Source organism: Kitasatospora sp. NPDC088134 (genome assembly GCF_044741705.1).
Lineage (GTDB): Bacteria > Actinomycetota > Actinomycetes > Streptomycetales > Streptomycetaceae > Kitasatospora.
In genome coordinates, this window is the sequence record NZ_JBIUTD010000008.1 from 197,202 (window position 1) to 216,481 (window position 19,280).

Here is a 19,280-nt window from a genome sequence, read left to right on the forward strand (position 1 = left end):
TGGAATCAGAGCTGGTCGCCGACCAGGGAGACCAGGTTGACCAGGCGGTTCGAGTAGCCGAACTCGTTGTCGTACCAGCCGAGCACCTTGACCTGGTTGCCCTGAACCATCGTCAGCTGCGAGTCGAAGATGCAGGAGTGCGGGTCGTTCACGATGTCGGAGGAGACGATCGGGTCCTCGGTGTACGCCAGGATGCCCTTCAGCGGGCCCTCCTGGGCGGCCTTCTGGAACGCGGCGTTGACCTCGTCCTTGGTGACCTCGCGCTCCAGGGTGACCACCAGGTCGGTGATCGAGCCGGTCGGGACGGGGACGCGCAGCGAGGTGCCGTCCAGCTTGCCCTTGAGCTCCGGCAGGACCAGGGCGGTCGCCTTGGCGGCGCCCGTCGAGGTCGGGATGATGTTCTGCGAGGCGGCGCGGGCGCGACGCAGGTCCTTGTGCGGGAAGTCCAGGGTGACCTGGTCGTTGGTGAACGCGTGCACCGTCGTCATCAGGCCCTTGACGATGCCGAAGTTCTCGTTCAGCACCTTCGCCATCGGGGCGACGCAGTTGGTGGTGCAGGACGCGTTGGAGATGATGTCGTGCGCGGCGGCGTCGTACTTGTCCTCGTTGACACCGAGGACGATGGTGATGTCCTCGTCGGTGGCCGGCGCCGAGATGATGACCTTCTTCGCACCGGCGGTGATGTGCTTCTTCGCAGCATCGGCCTTGGTGAAGATGCCGGTGGACTCGACGACGATGTCGGCGCCCAGCTCGGCCCAGGGAAGGTTGGCGGGGTCGCGCTCGGCGGTGACCTTGAAGGTGTGGCCGTCGACGGTGATGCTGTCCTCGGTGTGCGAGACCTCGCCGGGGAAGGTACCGAGAGTGGTGTCGTACTTGAGCAGGTGAGCGAGGGTCTTGGTGTCCGTCAGGTCGTTGACACCGACGATCTCGATGTCCGCGCCCTGGGCCTTGACCGCACGGAAGAAGTTGCGGCCGATGCGGCCGAACCCGTTGATGCCTACCCGGATCGTCACGAACCGATCTCCTCTTAGGTACGCCGGGCCGGAGCCCGACGGGGGTGAAATTTTGGGTTTTCCCCGACCACTGCTGACCCTACCTCCCCCAAGTGTCGCAAGGCACATCGCCTCACCGGTAGGGCGCAACGGCCGGAACGGCCGGAAGGGGCGGGCGGCCCCGTTCCGGACGGGTGCCGCACGCCCCTTCCGGGTGTGCACGGACGGTTGACGAACCGTCAGCTCAGGGCCATCTCCTCGGTCAGGTTGGCCTCGGTGTTGGGCAGGCCGAGTTCGGCGGCCCGCTTGTCGGCCATCGCCAGCAGGCGGCGGATCCGACCGGCCACCGCGTCCTTGGTCAGCGGCGGGTCGGCGAGCGCGCCCAGCTCCTCCAGCGAGGCCTGCTTGTGCTGCATCCGCAGCGCGCCGGCCGCGGCCAGGTGCTCGGGCACCTCCTCGCCGAGGATCTCCAGGGCGCGCTGCACCCGGGCGCCGGCCGCGACCGCGGCGCGGGCCGAGCGGCGCAGGTTGGCGTCGTCGAAGTTGGCCAGCCGGTTGGCGGTGGCCCGGACCTCGCGGCGCATCCGGCGCTCCTCCCAGGCCAGCACCGACTCGTGCGCGCCGAGGCGGGTGAGCAGCGCGCCGATCGCGTCGCCGTCGCGGATCACCACCCGGTCGACGCCGCGCACCTCGCGGGCCTTGGCCGGGATGCCGAGCCGGCGGGCCGCGCCGACCAGGGCGAGGGCGGCCTCCGAGCCGGGGCAGGTGATCTCCAGCGAGGAGGAGCGCCCGGGCTCGGTCAGCGAGCCGTGCGCCAGGAAGGCGCCGCGCCAGGCGGCCTCCGCGTCGCAGGTCGCGCCGGAGACCACCGCCGGGGGCAGGCCCCGGATCGGCCGTCCGCGTCCGTCCACCAGCCCGGTCTGCCGGGCCAGCAGCTCGCCGTCCTTCACCACCCGCACCACGTACCGGCTGCCGCGTCGCAGCCCGCCGGGGGCCATCACCACCAGATCCGAGGAGTGTCCGAAGATCTCCAGGAGGTCCTTGCGCAGCCGCCGCGCCGCAATGCCGGTGTCCAGCTCCGCCTCGATCACGATGCGGCCGCTCACAATGTGCAGTCCGCCCGCGAAGCGCAGGATCGCCGAGACCTCCGCCTTGCGGCAGCAGGCACGGGTGACGGGAAGCCGGGAGATCTCGTCTTTCACCGCTGCCGTCATCGCCATGGGCCGATCCTTCCATGAGTCCGGAAAATCCGGTCGTACGCGGCGGCCAAGAGCTCCGCGTCGTGTCGCGGGGTGCCGTCGTCGCGGGCCACCGAGTCGAGCACCAGTGCGGCGCCCATCCGTCCGGCGGCCTGTTCCAGGCCGGCCAGGTCGGCGACGCCGAAGGCGCCGCCGCTGACCGCGCGCTCGTCCACCAGGATCGCGTCCACCGCCAGGCCGGGGGCGTGGTCGGCGATCACCTCCAGGTGGCGCTGCGGGGTGAAGCCCTCGGTCTCGCCGGGCTGCGGGGCCAGGTTGAGGGTGAGCAGGCGGCGGGCCCGGGTCTCGATGAGCGCCTTGGCCAGCTCGGGGACCAGCAGGTGCGGCAGCACGCTGGTGAACCAGGAGCCGGGGCCGAGCACCACCCAGTCCGCCTCCAGGACGGCCTGCACGGCGTCGGGGACGGCCGGCGGCTCGTCCGGGAGCAGCCGGATCGACTGCACGGTGCCCGGGGTGACCGCGACCGCGGCCTGGCCGCGGACCGCCGTCACCTCGGCGGGGCGCAGCGGGTCGTGGCCGCGGACCTGCGCCTCGATGTCCAGCGGGACGGCGGACATCGGCAGCACCCGGCCCTGCACGTTCAGCAGCCGGCCGACCCAGTTCAGCGCCTCGACCGGGTCGCCGAGCTTCTCCCAGAGCGCCACGATCAGCAGGTTGCCCACGGCGTGGCCGCCGAGTTCGCCGCTGCCGGCGAAGCGCTGCTGGATCACCTCGGACCAGGTGCGGCCCCAGTCGTCGTCGCCGCACAGCGCGGCCAGCGCCTTGCGCAGGTCACCGGGCGGCAGCACGCCGAGTTCGGCGCGCAGCCGCCCGCTGGAGCCGCCGTCGTCGGCGACGGTGACCACCGCGGTCAGCTCGTTGGTGAGCCGGCGCAGCGCGGACAGCGAGGCGGACAGGCCCTGGCCGCCGCCGAGCGCGGTGATGCGCGGCGCCCGACGGGGTGGCCGCTCGGCAGGCCGGTGCTGGAGCTGCTGCCGCGGTGGCCCGTATACCGTCACGCCGACCCCATGTTCCTGTCTCGTGCCCGGCCGGCGGTGGTGGCGGGGACCGGTGGGTCCCCGGCCGTCACTCCCGGCCCATGTCGCGGTGGACCAGCACCGTTTCGACGCCGTCCGCGATCAGTCGCTTGGTCAGCTGCTCGGACATCGCCACGCTGCGGTGCTTGCCTCCGGTGCAGCCTACGGCAAGCGTCATGTAGCGCTTCCCCTCGCGGCGGTAGCCCTCGGCGATGATCCGCAGCAGTTCGGCGTAGCCGTCCAGGAACGGCTGCGCCCCGGGCTGCTGGAAGACGTACTCTGCCACGTCGGGGTCGGTCCCGGTCCGGGCCCGCAGCTCCGGCACCCAGTGCGGGTTCGGCAGGAAGCGGCAGTCCACCACCAGGTCGGCGTCGACCGGCAGGCCGTACTTGAAGCCGAAGGACATCACGGTGGCGCGCAGTTCGGGCTCGTCCTGGCCGGCGAACTGGGCGTCCATCTTGGCGCGCAGCTGGTGCACGTTGAGGTTGGAGGTGTCGACCACCAGGTCGGCCTCGCCGCGCAGTTCGCGCAGCAGTTCGCGCTCCTGGGCGATGCCGTCGACGATCCGGCCGTCGCCCTGCAGCGGGTGCGGGCGGCGGACGTTCTCGAAGCGGCGGACCAGCGCGTCGTCGGAGGAGTCCAGGAAGACCACCCGGAGCCGGACGCCGCGCTTCTCCAGCTCCTCCAGCGAGGTCAGCAGGTCGTCGAAGAACGTCCGGCCGCGGACGTCCACCACCACGCCGATCCGCGGCACCGCGCCCTGCGAGCGCGCGCCCAGGTCGACCATGGTCGGGATCAGCGCGGGCGGCAGGTTGTCCACCACGAACCAGCCGAGGTCCTCCAGGCACTTCGCGGCGGTGGACCGCCCCGCCCCGGACATGCCGGAGATGATCACCAGCTCGGGGGTGTCTTCTCCCCCGTTGGACACAGTCACGTCTCTTCCCCGCTTCTCGGTACTGCTGTGGCGGTGCTGTCTTCGATGATCTCGCCGGTCGCGGTGTTGACCGCGAATGCGGCGGGTGTACGGGAGGCCAAGGCTGCGGCAACAGTCTCCGCGGTGCGGCGCCCGATCCCGGGGACCTCGCACAGCTCGTCGACCGTGGCCGCCCGCAGTTTCTTCAGCGAACCGAAGTGCTTGAGCAGGGCCCGGCGGCGAGTCTCGCCGAGGCCGGGGACGGAGTCCAGTTCCCCCGCCGTGAGCCGCTTGGCGCGCTTGGTCCGCTGGTAGCCGATGGCGAAGCGGTGCGCCTCGTCGCGGACCCGCTGGAGCAGGTACAGGCCCTCGCTGGAGCGCGGCAGCACCACCGGGTCGTCCTGCCCGGGCAGCCACACCTCCTCCAGCCGCTTGGCCAGGCCGCAGACCGCGACGTCGTCGATGCCGAGTTCGGCCAGCGCGCGCGCGGCGGCGGCGACCTGCGGCTGACCGCCGTCGACGACCAGCAGCTGCGGCGGGTAGGCGAAGCGCTTGGGGCGGCCGTTCTCGTCGGTCAACGCCTCCTCGCCCTCCGGGAGCTCCTCGGGGACGGCCCACTCGCCGGTCCGCTCGCGCTCCTGGAGGTAGCGGCGGAACCGGCGGGTGATCACCTCGTGCATCGAGCGGACGTCGTCCTGGCCCTCGAAGGTCTTGATCTGGAACCGCCGGTACTCGCTCTTGCGGGCCAGGCCGTCCTCGAACACCACCATCGAGGCCACCACGTCCTCGCCCTGCAGGTGCGAGATGTCGAAGCACTCGATCCGCAGCGGCGCCGAGTCCAGCTCCAGCGCGTCGGCGATCTCCTGGAGGGCGCGGCTGCGGGTGGTCAGGTCGGAGGCGCGCCTGGTCTTGTGCAGGGCCAGCGCCTGCTGGGCGTTCCGCCGGACCGTCTCCATCAGGTCCTTCTTGTCGCCGCGCTGCGGGACCCGCAGGTCGACCTGGGCGCCGCGCAGGCCGGTCAGCCACGCGTGCACGGCCTCCTCGGGCAGCACCGGGACCAGCACCTCGCGCGGGACCTGCCCGGTGCCGGCGCCGTACAGCTGCTGGAGGGCGTGCTCGACCAGGCCGGCGGTGTCCACGTCCTCGACCTTGTCGGTGATCCAGCCGCGCTGGCCGCGGACCCGGCCGCCGCGGACGTGGAAGATCTGCACGGCCGCCTCGAACTCGTCCTCGGCGACGGCCAGCAGGTCGGCGTCGGTGCCGTCGCCCAGCACCACCGCGTTCTTCTCCATCGCCCGCCGCAGCGCGCCCAGGTCGTCGCGCAGCCGGGCCGCCCGCTCGTACTCCATGTCCTCGGCGGCCTGCTGCATCTGCTGCTCCAGCCGGCGCAGGTGGTTGCCCGTCCGGCCGGCCATGAAGTCGCAGAACTCCTCGGCGAGTTCGCGGTGCTCGGCGGCGGTGACCTTGCCCACGCAGGGCGCCGCGCACTTGCCGATGTACCCCAGCAGGCAGGGGCGGCCGACCTGGCGGGCCCGCTTGAAGACGCCGTTGGAGCAGGTGCGGACCGGGAACACCCGGAGCATCAGGTCGACCGTCTCGCGGATCGCCCAGGCGTGCCCGTACGGCCCGAAGTAGCGCACGCCCTTCTTGTGCGCCCCGCGCATCACCTGGACCCGGGGGTACTCCTCGTTCAGGGTGACGGCCAGCTCCGGGTAGCTCTTGTCGTCCCGGTACTTGACGTTGAACCGCGGGTCGAACTCCTTGATCCAGGAGTACTCCAGCTGGAGCGCCTCGACCTCGGTGGACACCACCGTCCACTCCACGGACGCCGCGGTGGTCACCATCGTCGCGGTGCGCGGGTGCAGGTTCGCCACGTCCTGGAAGTACGAGGCGAGCCGCTGGCGCAGGCTCTTCGCCTTGCCGACGTAGATGACCCGCCCGTGCGCGTCACGGAACTTGTACACCCCGGGCGAGGGCGGGATCGCCCCCGGCGCCGGACGGTAGGTGGACGGGTCAGCCATGCCCCTACCGTACCGACTCGTACTGACGGTCCGTGACCGGTTCCGCGGCTCGGACGATCAACGCGCCGCGCGGGTCACCCGGCGGCGCTCCGGACCAGCAGGTCGGTGCCGAGCGGGGTGATGGTGTGCAGCACCGCGCCGCCGCGGCGGCGGGTGGTGATCAACCGGGCGTTGCGCAGCACGGTGGCGTGCTGGCTGGCGGCGGCCGGGGAGACGTCGAGGCGGCGGGCCAGCTCGGTGGTGCTGCAGCCGTCGGTGACCAGTTCCAGCGCGGCCGCCCTGGTCCGGCCGAGCAGCGCGGCCAGCGGCGCGGCGCCGCCGGGCCGCTCGCCCCACAGCGCGGCCGCGGCCAGCGGGTCGCGGACGGTGGGCACCGCCAGGACCGGCGCGGCGGCCTCGTCGGCGATGTCGGTGAGCAGGTGGGGGCGGCCGGTCAGGAAGACCATCGGGGCGATCACCAGGCCGCGCCCGTCGAGGTGCACGTCGACCGGGCGGTAGTAGCCGACCTCCAGCACCGGGGGGCTCCAGCGGACCGCCGGCGGGCAGAGCGTCGCCAGCAGGCGCTCCACGCCGCCGTCCAGGACGGTGCGGGCGCAGTCCGTCCGGAAGGCGTCCAGGTGGGCCCGCATCCGGCCCCAGTGCGGAGCGATCAGGTCGCGGTGGGCGGCGGCGAGCGCGTCGGCGAGCACCCGGCGGGCCGACAGGTCGCCGTCCATCAGCTCGCCCAGCCAGACCCGGTCGGCGGCCGGGGCGTCGATGTGCAGCAGTTCGAGCCGGAGGACCTCGTCGGCGACCCCGAGCAGCGCCTCCAGGCCCGCCTCGGCGGAGGGGTCGGTGCCGACCAGGCCGATCAGGTCCAGCGAGGGCCCGCTCCGCGGCAGCAGCGACCGCAGCGGGCGGCAGGCGTCGTCGAGCCGGCCGGGCAGCTTGGCCCGCCAGGGCCGGAACGGCAGGGCGTTGCCGCAGTGCGCCAGCACCTCCAGGCCGTGGAAGGCCTCGGCGAGCGGCCCGGCGGTCGGCGCCACCCGGACCCGGGCCAGGTCCTGCGCCGTGAAGTGGATGCGCAGCGCCACCCGTCCCGCTCCCCCCGTCGTCGTGCCCGCCCCGGCGGTGCCGATTCTGGCGCGCGGGGGCGGGCGCGGTCCAGCGGCCTTTAAGGCAGGGCTGAATGCTTTTGGCGCGGGGCGGCCGGGCCGCGATGCTGGGCGGCAGCGGGGAGCGCGGGGGGACGCCCGGCCCCCTGCCCGGCACGGGGGTGCGGGCAGGGGGCCGGCCGGTCAGCCCTTGGTGACCTGGAGGTTGCCGTTCTGCACGGCGACCTTGTACGCGGGCAGCGGCTTCGGCGCGGGGCCGTCCTGGACGGCGCCGTCGGCGATGCCGAACCGGCTGCCGTGGCACAGGCACTGGATCTGCTGCTTCTCCACACCGTTGACCAGGCAGCCGGCGTGGGTGCACTTGGCGCCGAAGGCCCTGTACTCGCCCGCGGTCGGCTGGGTCACCACCACGGCCTGCTCCCGGTACACCTTGCCGCCGCCCACCGGGACGTCCGCCGCGGGCCCGAGGTCGACCGGGGCGGCCTGGGTGGCCTGCGTGGCCGGGGTGGTCGGCTTGCCGGTGTCCTTGGTCTCCCCGGCGCCGTTCGAGGAGGAGCCGGTGGTGGAGGCGCCGGAGGAGCAGCCGGCCGCCGTGGCGCCGGCCAGCGCGACGGCGGCGCAGCACAGGACGGTACGGCGAGAGGCGACGGGCTCGGTCACGTGGACTCCTCGGAAGCGGGGAACGGCCGCAGCAACCTAGCACGCGGGCAGGGGACGGCCCGGGGAGCGCGCGCGGCTCCCCGGGCCGAACTGCCGTGCCGCTACTGCTTCTTCCGGCGCTTGGCCGGCGCCGCGTCCGAGACGTTCGGCAGGATGTCGCGGAGGAACTTGCCGGTGTGGCTGGCGGTGCAGGCCGCGACCTCCTCCGGGGTGCCCTCGATCACGACCGAGCCGCCGCCGGAGCCGCCCTCGGGGCCCATGTCGACCAGCCAGTCGGCGGTCTTGATGACATCGAGGTTGTGCTCGATGACGATGACGGTGTTGCCCTTGTCGACCAGGCCCTCCAGCACCTTGATCAGCTTGCTGATGTCCTCGAAGTGCAGGCCGGTGGTGGGCTCGTCGAGGACGTAGACCGTCCGCCCGGTGGAGCGCTTCTGGAGTTCGGCGGAGAGCTTGACGCGCTGGGCCTCGCCGCCGGAGAGGGTGGTGGCGGGCTGGCCGAGCCGGACGTAGCCGAGACCGACCTCCTTGAGCGTCCTGAGGTGGCGGGCGATCGCGGGGACGGCCTCGAAGAAGTCGAGCGCCTCCTCGATCGGCATGTTCAGCACCTCGGCGATGGACTTGCCCTTGTAATGGACCTCCAGCGTCTCCCGGTTGTAGCGGTCGCCGTGGCAGACCTCGCAGGGGACGTAGACGTCCGGCAGGAAGTTCATCTCGATCTTGATGGTGCCGTCGCCGGAGCAGTTCTCGCAGCGGCCGCCCTTGACGTTGAACGAGAACCGGCCGGGCAGGTAGCCGCGGACCTTGGCCTCCTGGGTCTCCGCGAACAGCTTGCGCACGTGGTCGAAGACGCCGGTGTAGGTGGCCGGGTTGGAGCGCGGGGTGCGGCCGATCGGCGACTGGTCGACGTGCACCACCTTGTCGACCTGGTCGGTGCCGGTGATCCGGGTGTGCCGGCCGGGGACGCTGCGGGCGCCGTTCAGCTCGCGGGCCAGGTGCGCGTACAGGATGTCGTTGACCAGCGTGGACTTGCCGGAGCCGGAGACGCCCGTGACGGCCGTGAAGGTGCCGAGCGGGAAGGCGACCGAGACGTCCTTGAGGTTGTGCTCGCGGGCGCCGTGCACCACCAGCTGGCGCTTCTTGTCGCGCGGGCGGCGGGCGGCCGGGATCGGGATGCTCCGCCGGCCGGACAGGTACTGGCCGGTCAGCGACTCCTCGTTGGCCAGCAGCTCGGGCAGCGAGCCGGAGTGCACCACCTTGCCGCCGTGCTCGCCGGCGCCGGGGCCGATGTCGACGATCCAGTCGGCGGTCTTGATGGTGTCCTCGTCGTGCTCGACGACGATCAGGGTGTTGCCGATGTCCCGCAGCCGGACCAGGGTCTCGATCAGGCGGTGGTTGTCGCGCTGGTGCAGGCCGATGGACGGCTCGTCCAGCACGTAGAGCACGCCGACCAGGCCGGAGCCGATCTGGGTGGCGAGCCGGATCCGCTGGGCCTCGCCGCCGGAGAGGGTGCCGGCGGCGCGGTTGAGCGAGAGGTAGTCCAGGCCGACGTCGACCAGGAAGCGCAGCCGCTCCAGCACCTCCTTCAGCACCCGCTCGGCGATCTGCTTGTCCCGCCGGTCCAGCCGGAGCGCGCCGAGGAAGTCCGCGCAGTCGTTGATCGACATCGCCGAGACCTCGGCGATGGACTTCTCCATCACCGTGACGGCGAGCACCACCGGCTTGAGCCGGTTGCCCTTGCAGGTCGGGCAGGGCACCTCGCGCATGTACCCCTCGAAGCGCTCGCGGCCCGCGTCGCTCTCCGACTCGGAGTGCCGGCGCGTCACGAACGGGACGGCGCCCTCGAAGGCGGTGGTGTACGAGCGCTCCCGGCCGTAGCGGTTGCGGTAGCGGACCTCGACCTGGGTCTTGTGCCCGTACAGCAGCGCCTTCTTGGCCCGGACCGGCAGGCCGGCCCACGGGATGTCGGTGCGGAAGCCGAGCTCGCCGGCCAGCGCGTCGACCAGCCGCTGGAAGTACTCCTTGGTGGCGCCCTGCGACCACGGGTGGATGGCGCCCTCGTCGAGCGACTTCTCCTCGTCGGGGACGACCAGCTCCGGGTCGACCTCCATCCGGTTGCCCAGGCCCGAGCAGTCCGGGCAGGCGCCGAACGGGGAGTTGAAGGAGAACGAGCGCGGCTCCAGCTCCTCGAACGACACGTCGTCGTACGGGCAGTAGAGGTGCTCGGAGTACATCCGCTCGCGCTCGGGGTCGTCCTCCGGCAGGTCGACGAAGTCGAGCACCACCATGCCGCCGGCCAGCTTGAGCGCGGTCTCCACCGAGTCGGTGAGCCGGCGCTTGGCCGAGGACTTCACGGCGAGGCGGTCGACGACCACCTCGATCGTGTGCTTCTCCTGCTTCTTGAGCGTCGGCGGCTCGGTCAGCTGGACGGTCTGCCCGTCCACCCGGGCCCGGGCGTAGCCCTTGGACTGCAGGTCGGCGAAGAGGTCGACGAACTCGCCCTTGCGCTCCCGGACCACCGGGCTGAGCACCTGGAACCGGGTGCCCTCGGGCAGCTCCAGCACCTTGTCGACGATGGCCTGCGGCGACTGCCGGGCGATCGGGCGGCCGCAGTGCGGGCAGTGCGGCTTGCCGATCCGGGCGAACAGCAGGCGCAGGTAGTCGTACACCTCGGTGATGGTGCCGACGGTGGAGCGCGGGTTGCGGTTGGTGGACTTCTGGTCGATCGAGACGGCCGGGGAGAGGCCCTCGATGAAGTCGACGTCGGGCTTGTCCATCTGCCCGAGGAACTGCCGGGCGTAGGAGGACAGCGACTCGACGTAGCGCCGCTGGCCCTCCGCGAAGATCGTGTCGAAGGCGAGCGAGGACTTGCCGGACCCGGAGAGGCCCGTGAAGACGATGAGGGAATCCCGGGGCAGGTCGAGCGAGACGTTCTTGAGGTTGTGCTCGCGTGCACCACGGACGACGAGGCGGTCTGCCACTGCTTCTGGCGCCTTTCTCCGGGTCGAAGGGGAGAGTGAGGTGTGCTTCTTCCAGGATGCGCCCGCCAGCGTACTAGCTCATTCGTTCGAATCATGAGCTGTCCAGCGGGGACCACCCGGACGGGTGAACGGCACCCGCGCTCGACGGTAGCGTCAACGACTGACAACCGCCCCGGGCAACGCCCGGGCCGGTCCCGCACCCGCTCCACCGAACCTCGGGAAAGGCCTCCGATGAGCGACTCCAGCACCGCAGCGGCCCAGCTGCGGGCCACCGTCGAGAGCACCGACCTGCTCCTGCACACCCTCCGCGAGCTGCGCCCGGAGGACGTGCCCGCCCCCTCCGCGCTGCCCGGCTGGACCCGCGGCCACGTGCTCACCCACCTCGCCCGCAACGCGGACTCGCTGGTCAACCTGCTGAACGGCGCCCGCACCGGGCAGGACATCCCGCAGTACCCGAGCGCCGAGGCCCGGGACGCCGCCATCGAGGCGGGCGCCGGGCGGCCGCTCGCCGAGCAGGTCGCCGACGTCCGGGACAGCCAGCAGCGCTTCCTGGACGCCGCCGCGCTGCTCGACCCGGAGCACTGGAGCGCCGAGGTCAAGCACCGCTCCGGCTACGTCTTCCCGGCCTGGCAGCTGCCGGTCAAGCGGCTGGCCGAGCTGGAGTACCACCACGTCGACCTGAACGCCGGCTACACCCCCGCGCACTGGCCGGAGGACTTCGCCACCGCCGAGTTCCGCCGCCTGGGCGGGCACTTCGGCGCCCTGGCCGGGCTCCCGGCCGTCCGCCTGATTGCCGAGGACGCCGGCCTGGAGGCCCGGCTCGGCGACCCGGAGGCCGCGCCGGAGCTGACCGTCGAGGGCCCGGTGCGGGCGCTCACCGGCTGGCTCTCCGGCCGCTCCGACGGCGACGGCCTCCAGGTCCACCGGGCCGGCGAGGGCCTGGTCGACCCGCGCAGCGCGCTGCCGCAGCTCCCCCCGATGGGATGATGGCCGGGGTTGACGAACACCCGACGAACACCCGACGGACACCCGAGCGCAGGACAGCGGCAGCGAGGAGCGGCGTGATGACGTACCACGGAGCGGTGAAGGTCGGCGGCGCGCCGGACGTGCGGGAGCTGGCGCACCTGATCGTCACCAAGGTCGCGGTCGGCCCGTACGACAACAACGCCTACCTGCTGCGCTGCCGGGCCACCGGCGAGCAGCTGCTGATCGACGCGGCCGCGGACGCGCCGGTGCTGCTGGAGACGGTCGGCGAGCGGCTGGCGATGGTGGTCACCACGCACCGGCACCGCGACCACTGGGACGCGCTGGGCGAGGTGGTCGCCGCCACCGGGGCCCGGACGGCGGCCGGGCGGATCGACGCCGAGGGCATCGAGGTGCCCACCGACGTCCCGCTGGAGGACGGCTCGGTGCTCCGGATCGGGCAGGTCGAGCTGACGGTCCGCCACCTGGTCGGCCACACCCCGGGCGCGATCGTGCTGGTCTACGACGACCCGCAGGGCCACCCGCACGTGTTCACCGGCGACTGCCTCTTCCCGGGCGGGGTGGGCAACACCTGGAACGACCCGGCCGCCTTCGACTCGCTGTTCCGGGACGTCAACGAGAAGCTGTTCGACGTCCTCCCGGACGAGACCTGGGTCTACCCGGGCCACGGCAACGACACCACCCTGGGCGCCGAGCGCCCGCACCTGGCGGAGTGGCGCGAGCGCGGCTGGTGACCCGCCGCAGCACGCGCGAGGGCCCCGCCGGACGGTTCCGGCGGGGCCCTCGCGGTGCGTCAGGCGTCGATCTTCTCCGGCTCGGCGGCGGCCTGCTTCTTCGCCGCGACCAGGCTGGTGACGGTGGTGACCGCGAGGGTCAGCAGGATGAAGCCGAGCGAGACCGGGATGCTGATCTCGGGGACGTGCACGCCGCTCTCGTGCAGCGCGTGCAGCACCAGCTTGACGCCGATGAAGCCGAGGATCACCGACAGGCCGTAGGAGAGGTGGACCAGCTTCTTCAGCAGCCCGCCGATCAGGAAGTACAGCTGGCGCAGGCCCATCAGCGCGAAGGCGTTGGCGGTGAAGACGATGTACGCGTCCTGGGTGAGGCCGAAGATCGCCGGGATCGAGTCGAGCGCGAACAGCACGTCGGTGGTGCCGATGGCGAGCATCACGATCAGCATCGGGGTCATCAGCCGGCGGCCGTTCTCCCGGACGACCAGCTTGGTGCCGTGGTACTGGTCGGTGGAGGGGAAGCGCTTCTCGATCGACTTGAGCAGGCGGTTCTCCTCGAACTCTTCCTCCTCCTCGTCGGCCCGGGCCTCCTTGATCAGCTTCCAGGCCGTCCAGACCAGGAAGGCGCCGAAGAGGTAGAACACCCAGGAGAACTGGCCGACCAGGGCCGCGCCGCCGGCGATGAAGACCGCCCGCAGCACCAGGGCGATGATCACGCCGAACATCAGCACGCGCTGCTGGTAGATCCGCGGCACCGCGAACTTGCCCATGATCAGGATGAACACGAACAGGTTGTCGACGCTGAGCGACTTCTCGGTGACGTAGCCCGCGAAGAACTCACCGGCCGGCTTCCCGCCGCCGTGCCACCAGAGGAATCCGCCGAACAGCACGGCGAGCGCGATCCAGACGGCCGTCCAGATACCGGCCTCCTTGACGGAGACCTCGTGCGGCTTTCGGCCGCCGATGAAGAAATCGGCCACGATCAGGGCGACCAGCACCGCGATGGTGCCGGTCCACAGGCCCACGGAAACGTCCACTACTGCTCCTCCGGCAGGTAGGCGAACAACATCGTCACTTGCCGGAGGTCTCTTCCACCGTGCGACACTCCCCGGCGTCGCACGGCCAGCGCCCCGGGGCGCCGCTGGGGGCGCCCGTGATGACGGGGTCGCTGAACGGGGAATACTCCCCTCCGCTCCCTGAAGATTAACAGGAAAACCAAGGGAAGGTAAAGAAGGTAAAGAACTCCCTCTGTTGCGGGGTCTTCTGACGGCCTTTTACAGGAAGGGCTCGACGAAGGGCAGCATGTCGCGGAAGGTCCGCCCGGTGGCGGGGGCGCCGATCGCGGTCATCTTCCAGCCGTCGCCGTCCCGGACCACCTTGGCCATGATCTGGCCGGTGTGGGTGCCGCCGCCGGTCAGCTCGTAGCGGGCCAGCTCCTTGCCGGTGGTCTCGTCGACCAGCCGGCAGTGCGCGTTCTGCACCTCCAGGAAGTTCTGGCCGGTGTACGAGCTGACGGTGAAGACGATCTGGGTGACCCGGCGCGGCACCTTGGTCAGGTCGACCACGATGCTCTCGTCGTCCTCGCCCGCGCCCGCACCGCCGACCAGGTTGTCGCCGGTGTGCTGCACCGAGCCGTCGTTGCTGACCAGGTGGGAGAAGAACACCACGTCGCTCATCACCTTGCCGTCGTACAGCAGGGCGGAGGCGTCGAGGTCGATCTCCTTGGGGCGGCGGCTGAAGAAGCCGCGCTTTCCGGGGGCGGACTTCCACCCGAGGCCCATCCGGACCACGGTCAGAGTCTCGCCGGTGGACTTCAACAGGCTCACGCTCTGGCCCTTGGCCAGGTTCACGGACACGCTGCCGACCTCTGCTTCCTCCCGGCGTCTCCCGGGACCTCGCCGTGCCCCCGGCCGCGCCGGGAACGCCGGATGGCCGCACTCCGACCGCGCCCCAGCCTACGCCGCCGTCCCGCCGCACCGGCGCGGGGCGGCGGGACTGTGGCAGAACCACGACACAGCGGCGGTTTCCGGCGCCTCCCGGCCCCGGATCAGGCCATTCCGGCCTCGCGCATCTGGCGCAGCTCGCGCTTGAGCTCCTTCACCTCGTCCCGCAACCGGGCCGCCACCTCGAACTGCAGCTCGGCCGCGGCGGTGTGCATCCGGTCCGTCATGTCCTGCACCAGCTGGGCGAGTTCGGCGGCGGGCAGGCTCTTGGCGGGCTTCCGCTCGGTGCCCAGCGCCGGGACGGGCGCCCGGCCCTTGCCCTGCTGCCGGTACCCGGTGGCGAGCAGTTCCTCGGTGTCGACGTCCTCCGCGCTCATCGTGGAGAGCAGGTCGCCGATCTTCTTCCGGAGCGGCTGCGGGTCGATCCCGTGCTCCTGGTTGTACGCCTGCTGGACGGCGCGCCGGCGGTTGGTCTCGCCGATCGCCAGGTCCATCGCCGGGGTGATCTTGTCGGCGTACATGTGCACCTGGCCGGAGACGTTGCGCGCCGCGCGGCCGATGGTCTGGATCAGCGAGGTGCCGGAGCGCAGGAAGCCCTCCTTGTCGGCGTCCAGGATCGCCACCAGCGAGACCTCGGGCAGGTCCAGGCCCTCGCGGAGCAGGTTGATGCCGATCAGCACGTCGTACTCGCCGGCCCGCAGTTCGCGCAGCAGCTCGATCCGGCGCAGCGTGTCCACGTCGCTGTGCAGGTAGCGGACCCGGATGTCGAGGCCGAGGAAGTAGTCGGTGAGGTCCTCGGCCATCTTCTTGGTGAGGGTGGTGACCAGGACCCGCTCGTCCTTCTCCACCCGCTGCCGGATCTCGTGCACCAGGTCGTCGATCTGGCCCTCGGTGGGCTTGACCACCACCTCCGGGTCGATCAGGCCGGTCGGGCGGATGATCTGCTCCACCTGGCCGTCGCCGCGGGCGAGTTCGTACTTGCCGGGGGTGGCCGACAGGTAGACGGTCTGGCCGATCCGCTCCTGGAACTCCTCCCACTTCAGCGGGCGGTTGTCCATCGCCGAGGGCAGCCGGAAGCCGTGCTCGACCAGGGTGCGCTTGCGCGAGGCGTCGCCCTCGTACATCGCGCCGATCTGCGGGACCGTCACGTGCGACTCGTCGATGACCAGCAGGAAGTCGTCCGGGAAGTAGTCGAGCAGGGTGTTCGGCGGCGAGCCGGGCTCGCGGCCGTCGAAGTGCATCGAGTAGTTCTCCACGCCGGAGCAGGTGCCGATCTGGCGGAGCATCTCGATGTCGTAGGTGGTGCGCATCCGCAGCCGCTGGGCCTCCAGCAGCTTGCCCTGCTTCTCCATCCGGGCCAGCGACTGCTCCAGCTCGGCCTCGATGCCGTTGATCGCCCGCTCCATCCGCTCCGGGCCGGCCACGTAGTGCGAGGCGGGGAAGACGTGGATCGAGTCGTCCTGGCTGATCACCTCGCCGGTGAGCGGGTGCAGCGTGTAGAGCGCCTCGATCTCGTCGCCGAACATCTCGATCCGGACGGCGAGTTCCTCGTACACCGGGAAGATCTCGATGGTGTCGCCGCGGACCCGGAAGGTGCCGCGGGTGAAGGCCAGGTCGTTGCGGGTGTACTGGATGTCCACGAAGCGGCGGAGCAGCGCGTCCCGGTCGACCTCCTCGCCGACCCTGAGCCGGACCATCCGGTCCACGTACTCCTGCGGGGTGCCGAGGCCGTAGATGCAGGAGACGGACGCGACCACCACGACGTCCCGCCGGGTGAGCAGGCTGTTGGTGGCGGAGTGGCGCAGCCGCTCGACCTCCTCGTTGATCGAGGAGTCCTTCTCGATGTAGGTGTCCGTCTGCGGGACGTACGCCTCGGGCTGGTAGTAGTCGTAGTACGAGACGAAGTACTCGACCGCGTTGTTCGGCAGCAGCTCGCGGAACTCGTTCGCCAGCTGGGCCGCCAGCGTCTTGTTCGGCGCCATCACCAGGGTGGGGCGCTGGAGCTTCTCGATCATCCAGGCCGTGGTGGCCGACTTGCCGGTGCCGGTCGCGCCGAGCAGGACGACGTCCTTCTCCCCGGCGCGGATGCGGCGCTCCAGCTCGGCGATGGCCGCCGGCTGGTCGCCACTGGGCTGGAAGGGACTGACGACCTCGAAGGGCGCCACGGACCGCTCAATACTCGTGATGGGACGCACGCCCCCACGGTACGGCGGAGCACCGACACTCCGCGGCCGGTCCGGCCCTGTCGGCCGCCCTTGCTAGCGTCCCCGGCATGACGGAACTGGCAGAACTGGTCCTCACCGCCGACGAGCGGGCCGCCGGGGCGGATGTCGACGCGGTGCTCCTCGTGCTGGACTGGAGCGGCGAGGACGAGCCGGGCCAGCTGGCCGCCTTCGCCGCCGGGCGGGCCCGGGCCCTCGGGACGGACCCGACCGGTGTCGACGACGGCGCCGTCCGGCGCGCCGCCGAGAACGACCCGACGCTGGAGCGCGGCGACCTGCTGGTCCGCCAGCTCGACCACCTGTCCGGGGTGCTGACCGGCCTCGGCTGCGCGCTGCTGACGGTGTTCAGCGGGACCGACAGCTACGAACTGCTGGTCGCCCGGACGGACGGCCGGGAGCCGACCGGGCTGACCCACCAGGGCTGCCCGGTACTGCCCTGGGGCACCGAGCCGGACCCGGCCCTGTACGGCTGAGCCCCGCCCCCGGCGCTACTTCGCGGAGTCGCGGGCCAGCGCGACCAGCCGGGAGACCGCGCGCAGGTACTTCTTGCGGTAGCCGCCGCGCAGCATCTCCTCGGTGAACACCTGGTCGAAGGGCACGCCGGAGGCGGTGATCGGCAGCTCCCGGTCGTACATCCGGTCGGCCAGCACCACCAGGCGCAGCGCGGTCGCCTGGTCGTCGACCTGCCGGACGCCACGCAGGAACACCGCGCCGACCTCGTCCAGCAGCGCGCCGTAGCGGCTCGGGTGCACCTCCTTCAGGTGCTCCAGCAGCGTCTCGAAGTCGTCCAGCGAGGCGCCCGGGGCCTTCGCCGCGCGGGCGGTGACCTCGGCGTCGGTGTACGGCGGCGGGGCGTCGGGCAGGCCGCGGTGGCGGTAGTCCTGGCCGTCGATCCGGATCGGACGGAAGTGCGCGGACAGGCCCTGGATCTCGCGCATGAAGTCGGCGGCGGCGAACCGGCCCTCGCCGAGCTTCTCCGGCAGCGTGTTGGAGGTGGCGCAGAGTTTGACGCCGTTCTCCACCAGCTTGCCGAGCAGGGTGGAGACCAGCACGGTGTCGCCCGGGTCGTCGAGCTCGAACTCGTCGATGCACAGCAGCCGGTGCGAGGAGAGCGTGCGGACCGCGCCCTGGAAGGTCAGCGCGCCGACCAGGTTGGTCAGTTCGACGAAGGTGCCGAACGCCTTCGGGCCGGGGACGGCGTGCCAGAGCGAGGCCAGCAGGTGGGTCTTGCCGACGCCGTAGCCGCCGTCCAGGTAGATCCCGGCCGGACCGGCGGGCACCGGCGCGGACCGCCGGAACCAGCCCCGCTTCGGCGGTTCGGCGGCGCCGTTCAGGCCGGCCGCGAAGGACTCCAGGACCTGGACCGCCTCGTACTGGCTGGGCTGCGCCGGGTCGGGCAGGTAGCTGCCGAAACTCACCCCGGCGAACCGGGGCGGCGGCACCATCTCGGCCACCAGCCGCTCGGCCGGGACCACCGGGCGCCGATCGGCCAGGGCTATCGCGGTGTGAATATCGGACTCCGAGGCAGCAGCAGACACGGAACAACAGGGTACGCGAGCGGGTGGCCCGGAGCCGCGAGGCGGGGTCCCCGCCGCTCCCGGCTGCCAGACTCTGGAGGCATGGAGCAGCTGAGCGACATGCGGCAACTGATCGGCGCGGACCCCGGCACCCCCGGCGGCCCCGGCACCCTGGAGTGGCTGGCCGAGGCGTACGCCTACCCGGACGGGGGGCGGTGGCTGCGGGCGAACATGGTGACCTCGCTGGACGGGGCGGCCCGGCTGGACGGCCTCTCCGAGGGCCTGTCCGGCGAGGCGGACAAGCGGATCTTCGGGGTGCTGCGGGCGCTGTGCGACGTGGTACTGGTGGGCGCGGAGACCGTCCGGGCCGAGGGCTACCGGCCGGGGCGGGCCCGGGCCGAGTTCGCGGAGCGCCGGGCCGCGGCGGGACAGCTGCCGGCCCCGGTGATCGCCGTGGTGACCCGCAGCCTGGACCTGGACCTCTCGGCGCCGCTGTTCACCGAGCCGCTGGTGCCCACCGTGGTCGTCACCACGGTCGACGCGCCGCCCGACCGGCTCGCCAGGACCGCCGAACGAGCCGATGTGATCACCGCAGGAACGGGGTCGGTGGACCTCCCCCGCGCGGTGGCGGCGCTCACGGAGCGTGGTTGGCGCCGACAGCTCTCCGAGGGCGGCCCCCGCCTGCTCGGCCAGCTCGCGGCGGAGGGCCTGCTCGACGAATTGTGCCTGTCGGTGGCCCCCCTGGTGACTGCGGGTGATTCACCGAGGATCGTGAACGGTCCGCAAATCCCGCACGTGCGCCCCATGCGACTGGTGTCATTGATCGAGCAGAAAGGTTTCCTCTTCACCCGCTACCTGCGAGCGACCGATCCGGACCGATCCCCGAACGACCACGACCTCACCGGAGACGCATCCTGACCGATGTGGATCATGTGATCCGTGTGGCG

Annotated in this window: 16 protein-coding genes; 4 read left to right on the forward strand and 12 right to left on the reverse strand. The window is 71.8% G+C overall.

The features are described from left to right. Positions 1-5: 5 nt before the first annotated feature. The 8 genes from gap to uvrA all read right to left on the reverse strand — a co-directional run bounded on the left by gap (position 6) and on the right by uvrA (position 10,936). Positions 6-1,013: a type I glyceraldehyde-3-phosphate dehydrogenase gene (gene gap / locus ACIOHG_RS15905; RefSeq protein ID WP_400950390.1), complete on the reverse strand. Its 1,008-nt coding sequence runs from the start codon at positions 1,011-1,013 to the stop codon at positions 6-8. Positions 1,014-1,231: 218 nt separating this feature from the next. Continuing rightward, the gene (whiA, locus tag ACIOHG_RS15910) at positions 1,232-2,212 is read right to left on the reverse strand and encodes a DNA-binding protein WhiA (RefSeq protein ID WP_030910402.1); all 981 of its coding nucleotides are present in this window, start codon (positions 2,210-2,212) and stop codon (positions 1,232-1,234) included. Further along, positions 2,203-3,249 carry a uridine diphosphate-N-acetylglucosamine-binding protein YvcK gene (gene yvcK, locus ACIOHG_RS15915; RefSeq protein WP_400950393.1) on the reverse strand — a complete coding sequence of 349 codons (1,047 nt, stop codon included), beginning with the start codon at positions 3,247-3,249 and terminating at the stop codon, positions 2,203-2,205. The genes whiA and yvcK overlap by 10 nt, the downstream gene beginning before the upstream one ends. A 67-nt stretch (positions 3,250-3,316) precedes the next feature. Further along, positions 3,317-4,195, reverse strand: coding sequence for an RNase adapter RapZ (gene rapZ / locus ACIOHG_RS15920; protein WP_400950611.1), 879 nt, complete (start codon positions 4,193-4,195; stop codon positions 3,317-3,319). A 2-nt stretch (positions 4,196-4,197) separates the two neighbouring features. Beyond that, complete coding sequence (gene uvrC / locus ACIOHG_RS15925; RefSeq protein ID WP_400950396.1) at positions 4,198-6,201, reverse strand: excinuclease ABC subunit UvrC; 2,004 nt, start codon at positions 6,199-6,201, stop codon at positions 4,198-4,200. A 74-nt stretch (positions 6,202-6,275) separates the two neighbouring features. Further along, complete coding sequence (locus ACIOHG_RS15930; protein ID WP_400950399.1) at positions 6,276-7,274, reverse strand: ArsR/SmtB family transcription factor; 999 nt, start codon at positions 7,272-7,274, stop codon at positions 6,276-6,278. Between the two features lie 204 nt (positions 7,275-7,478). Then, positions 7,479-7,955 carry a Rieske (2Fe-2S) protein gene (locus ACIOHG_RS15935; protein ID WP_400950401.1) on the reverse strand — a complete coding sequence of 159 codons (477 nt, stop codon included), beginning with the start codon at positions 7,953-7,955 and terminating at the stop codon, positions 7,479-7,481. A gap of 101 nt (positions 7,956-8,056) precedes the next feature. Continuing rightward, the gene (gene uvrA, locus ACIOHG_RS15940; RefSeq protein ID WP_400950404.1) at positions 8,057-10,936 is read right to left on the reverse strand and encodes an excinuclease ABC subunit UvrA; all 2,880 of its coding nucleotides are present in this window, start codon (positions 10,934-10,936) and stop codon (positions 8,057-8,059) included. Between the two features lie 231 nt (positions 10,937-11,167). Here uvrA and ACIOHG_RS15945 point away from each other — a divergent pair, with 231 nt between their 5' ends. Together ACIOHG_RS15945 and ACIOHG_RS15950 are read left to right on the forward strand one after the other, a co-directional pair. Further along, entirely contained in the window at positions 11,168-11,923 is a 756-nt protein-coding gene (locus tag ACIOHG_RS15945; RefSeq protein ID WP_400950406.1) for a maleylpyruvate isomerase family mycothiol-dependent enzyme, read from the forward strand. Positions 11,924-12,000: 77 nt separating this feature from the next. Then, positions 12,001-12,654 carry an MBL fold metallo-hydrolase gene (locus tag ACIOHG_RS15950; RefSeq protein WP_400950408.1) on the forward strand — a complete coding sequence of 218 codons (654 nt, stop codon included), beginning with the start codon at positions 12,001-12,003 and terminating at the stop codon, positions 12,652-12,654. A gap of 59 nt (positions 12,655-12,713) precedes the next feature. Here ACIOHG_RS15950 and ACIOHG_RS15955 read toward each other — a convergent pair whose 3' ends face one another. From ACIOHG_RS15955 to uvrB, 3 genes are all read right to left on the reverse strand, one after another. Continuing rightward, a complete protein-coding gene (locus ACIOHG_RS15955; protein ID WP_400950411.1) occupies positions 12,714-13,688 on the reverse strand; it encodes a TerC family protein in 975 nt (324 codons plus the stop codon). 237 nt (positions 13,689-13,925) lie between these two features. Beyond that, positions 13,926-14,507: a TerD family protein gene (locus tag ACIOHG_RS15960; RefSeq protein ID WP_400950414.1), complete on the reverse strand. Its 582-nt coding sequence runs from the start codon at positions 14,505-14,507 to the stop codon at positions 13,926-13,928. 191 nt (positions 14,508-14,698) lie between these two features. Beyond that, positions 14,699-16,789, reverse strand: a complete 2,091-nt coding sequence (gene uvrB / locus ACIOHG_RS15965) for an excinuclease ABC subunit UvrB (protein WP_400950417.1) — start codon at positions 16,787-16,789, stop codon at positions 14,699-14,701. Positions 16,790-16,866: 77 nt separating this feature from the next. On the opposite strand from uvrB, the gene ACIOHG_RS15970 reads away from it, so the two are divergent. Then, positions 16,867-17,289: a hypothetical protein gene (locus ACIOHG_RS15970; protein ID WP_400950420.1), complete on the forward strand. Its 423-nt coding sequence runs from the start codon at positions 16,867-16,869 to the stop codon at positions 17,287-17,289. 15 nt (positions 17,290-17,304) lie between these two features. Here ACIOHG_RS15970 and zapE read toward each other — a convergent pair whose 3' ends face one another. After that, positions 17,305-18,354, reverse strand: a complete 1,050-nt coding sequence (zapE, locus tag ACIOHG_RS15975) for a cell division protein ZapE (protein ID WP_400950421.1) — start codon at positions 18,352-18,354, stop codon at positions 17,305-17,307. A gap of 99 nt (positions 18,355-18,453) precedes the next feature. Here zapE and ACIOHG_RS15980 point away from each other — a divergent pair, with 99 nt between their 5' ends. Beyond that, entirely contained in the window at positions 18,454-19,251 is a 798-nt protein-coding gene (locus tag ACIOHG_RS15980) for a pyrimidine reductase family protein (RefSeq protein WP_400950613.1), read from the forward strand. Positions 19,252-19,280: the final 29 nt, after the last annotated feature.

Bases quoted from the DNA above. Each gene is read 5' to 3' on its own strand.
- ACIOHG_RS15970 (WP_400950420.1), top strand. From the start codon at position 16,867: ATGACGGAACTGGCAGAACTGGTCCTCACCGCCGACGAGCGGGCCGCC.
- uvrC (WP_400950396.1), bottom strand. From the start codon at position 6,201: ATGGCTGACCCGTCCACCTACCGTCCGGCGCCGGGGGCGATCCCGCCC.
- ACIOHG_RS15945 (WP_400950406.1), top strand. From the start codon at position 11,168: ATGAGCGACTCCAGCACCGCAGCGGCCCAGCTGCGGGCCACCGTCGAG.
- ACIOHG_RS15980 (WP_400950613.1), top strand. From the start codon at position 18,454: ATGCGGCAACTGATCGGCGCGGACCCCGGCACCCCCGGCGGCCCCGGC.
- whiA (WP_030910402.1), bottom strand. From the start codon at position 2,212: ATGGCGATGACGGCAGCGGTGAAAGACGAGATCTCCCGGCTTCCCGTC.
- ACIOHG_RS15950 (WP_400950408.1), top strand. From the start codon at position 12,001: ATGACGTACCACGGAGCGGTGAAGGTCGGCGGCGCGCCGGACGTGCGG.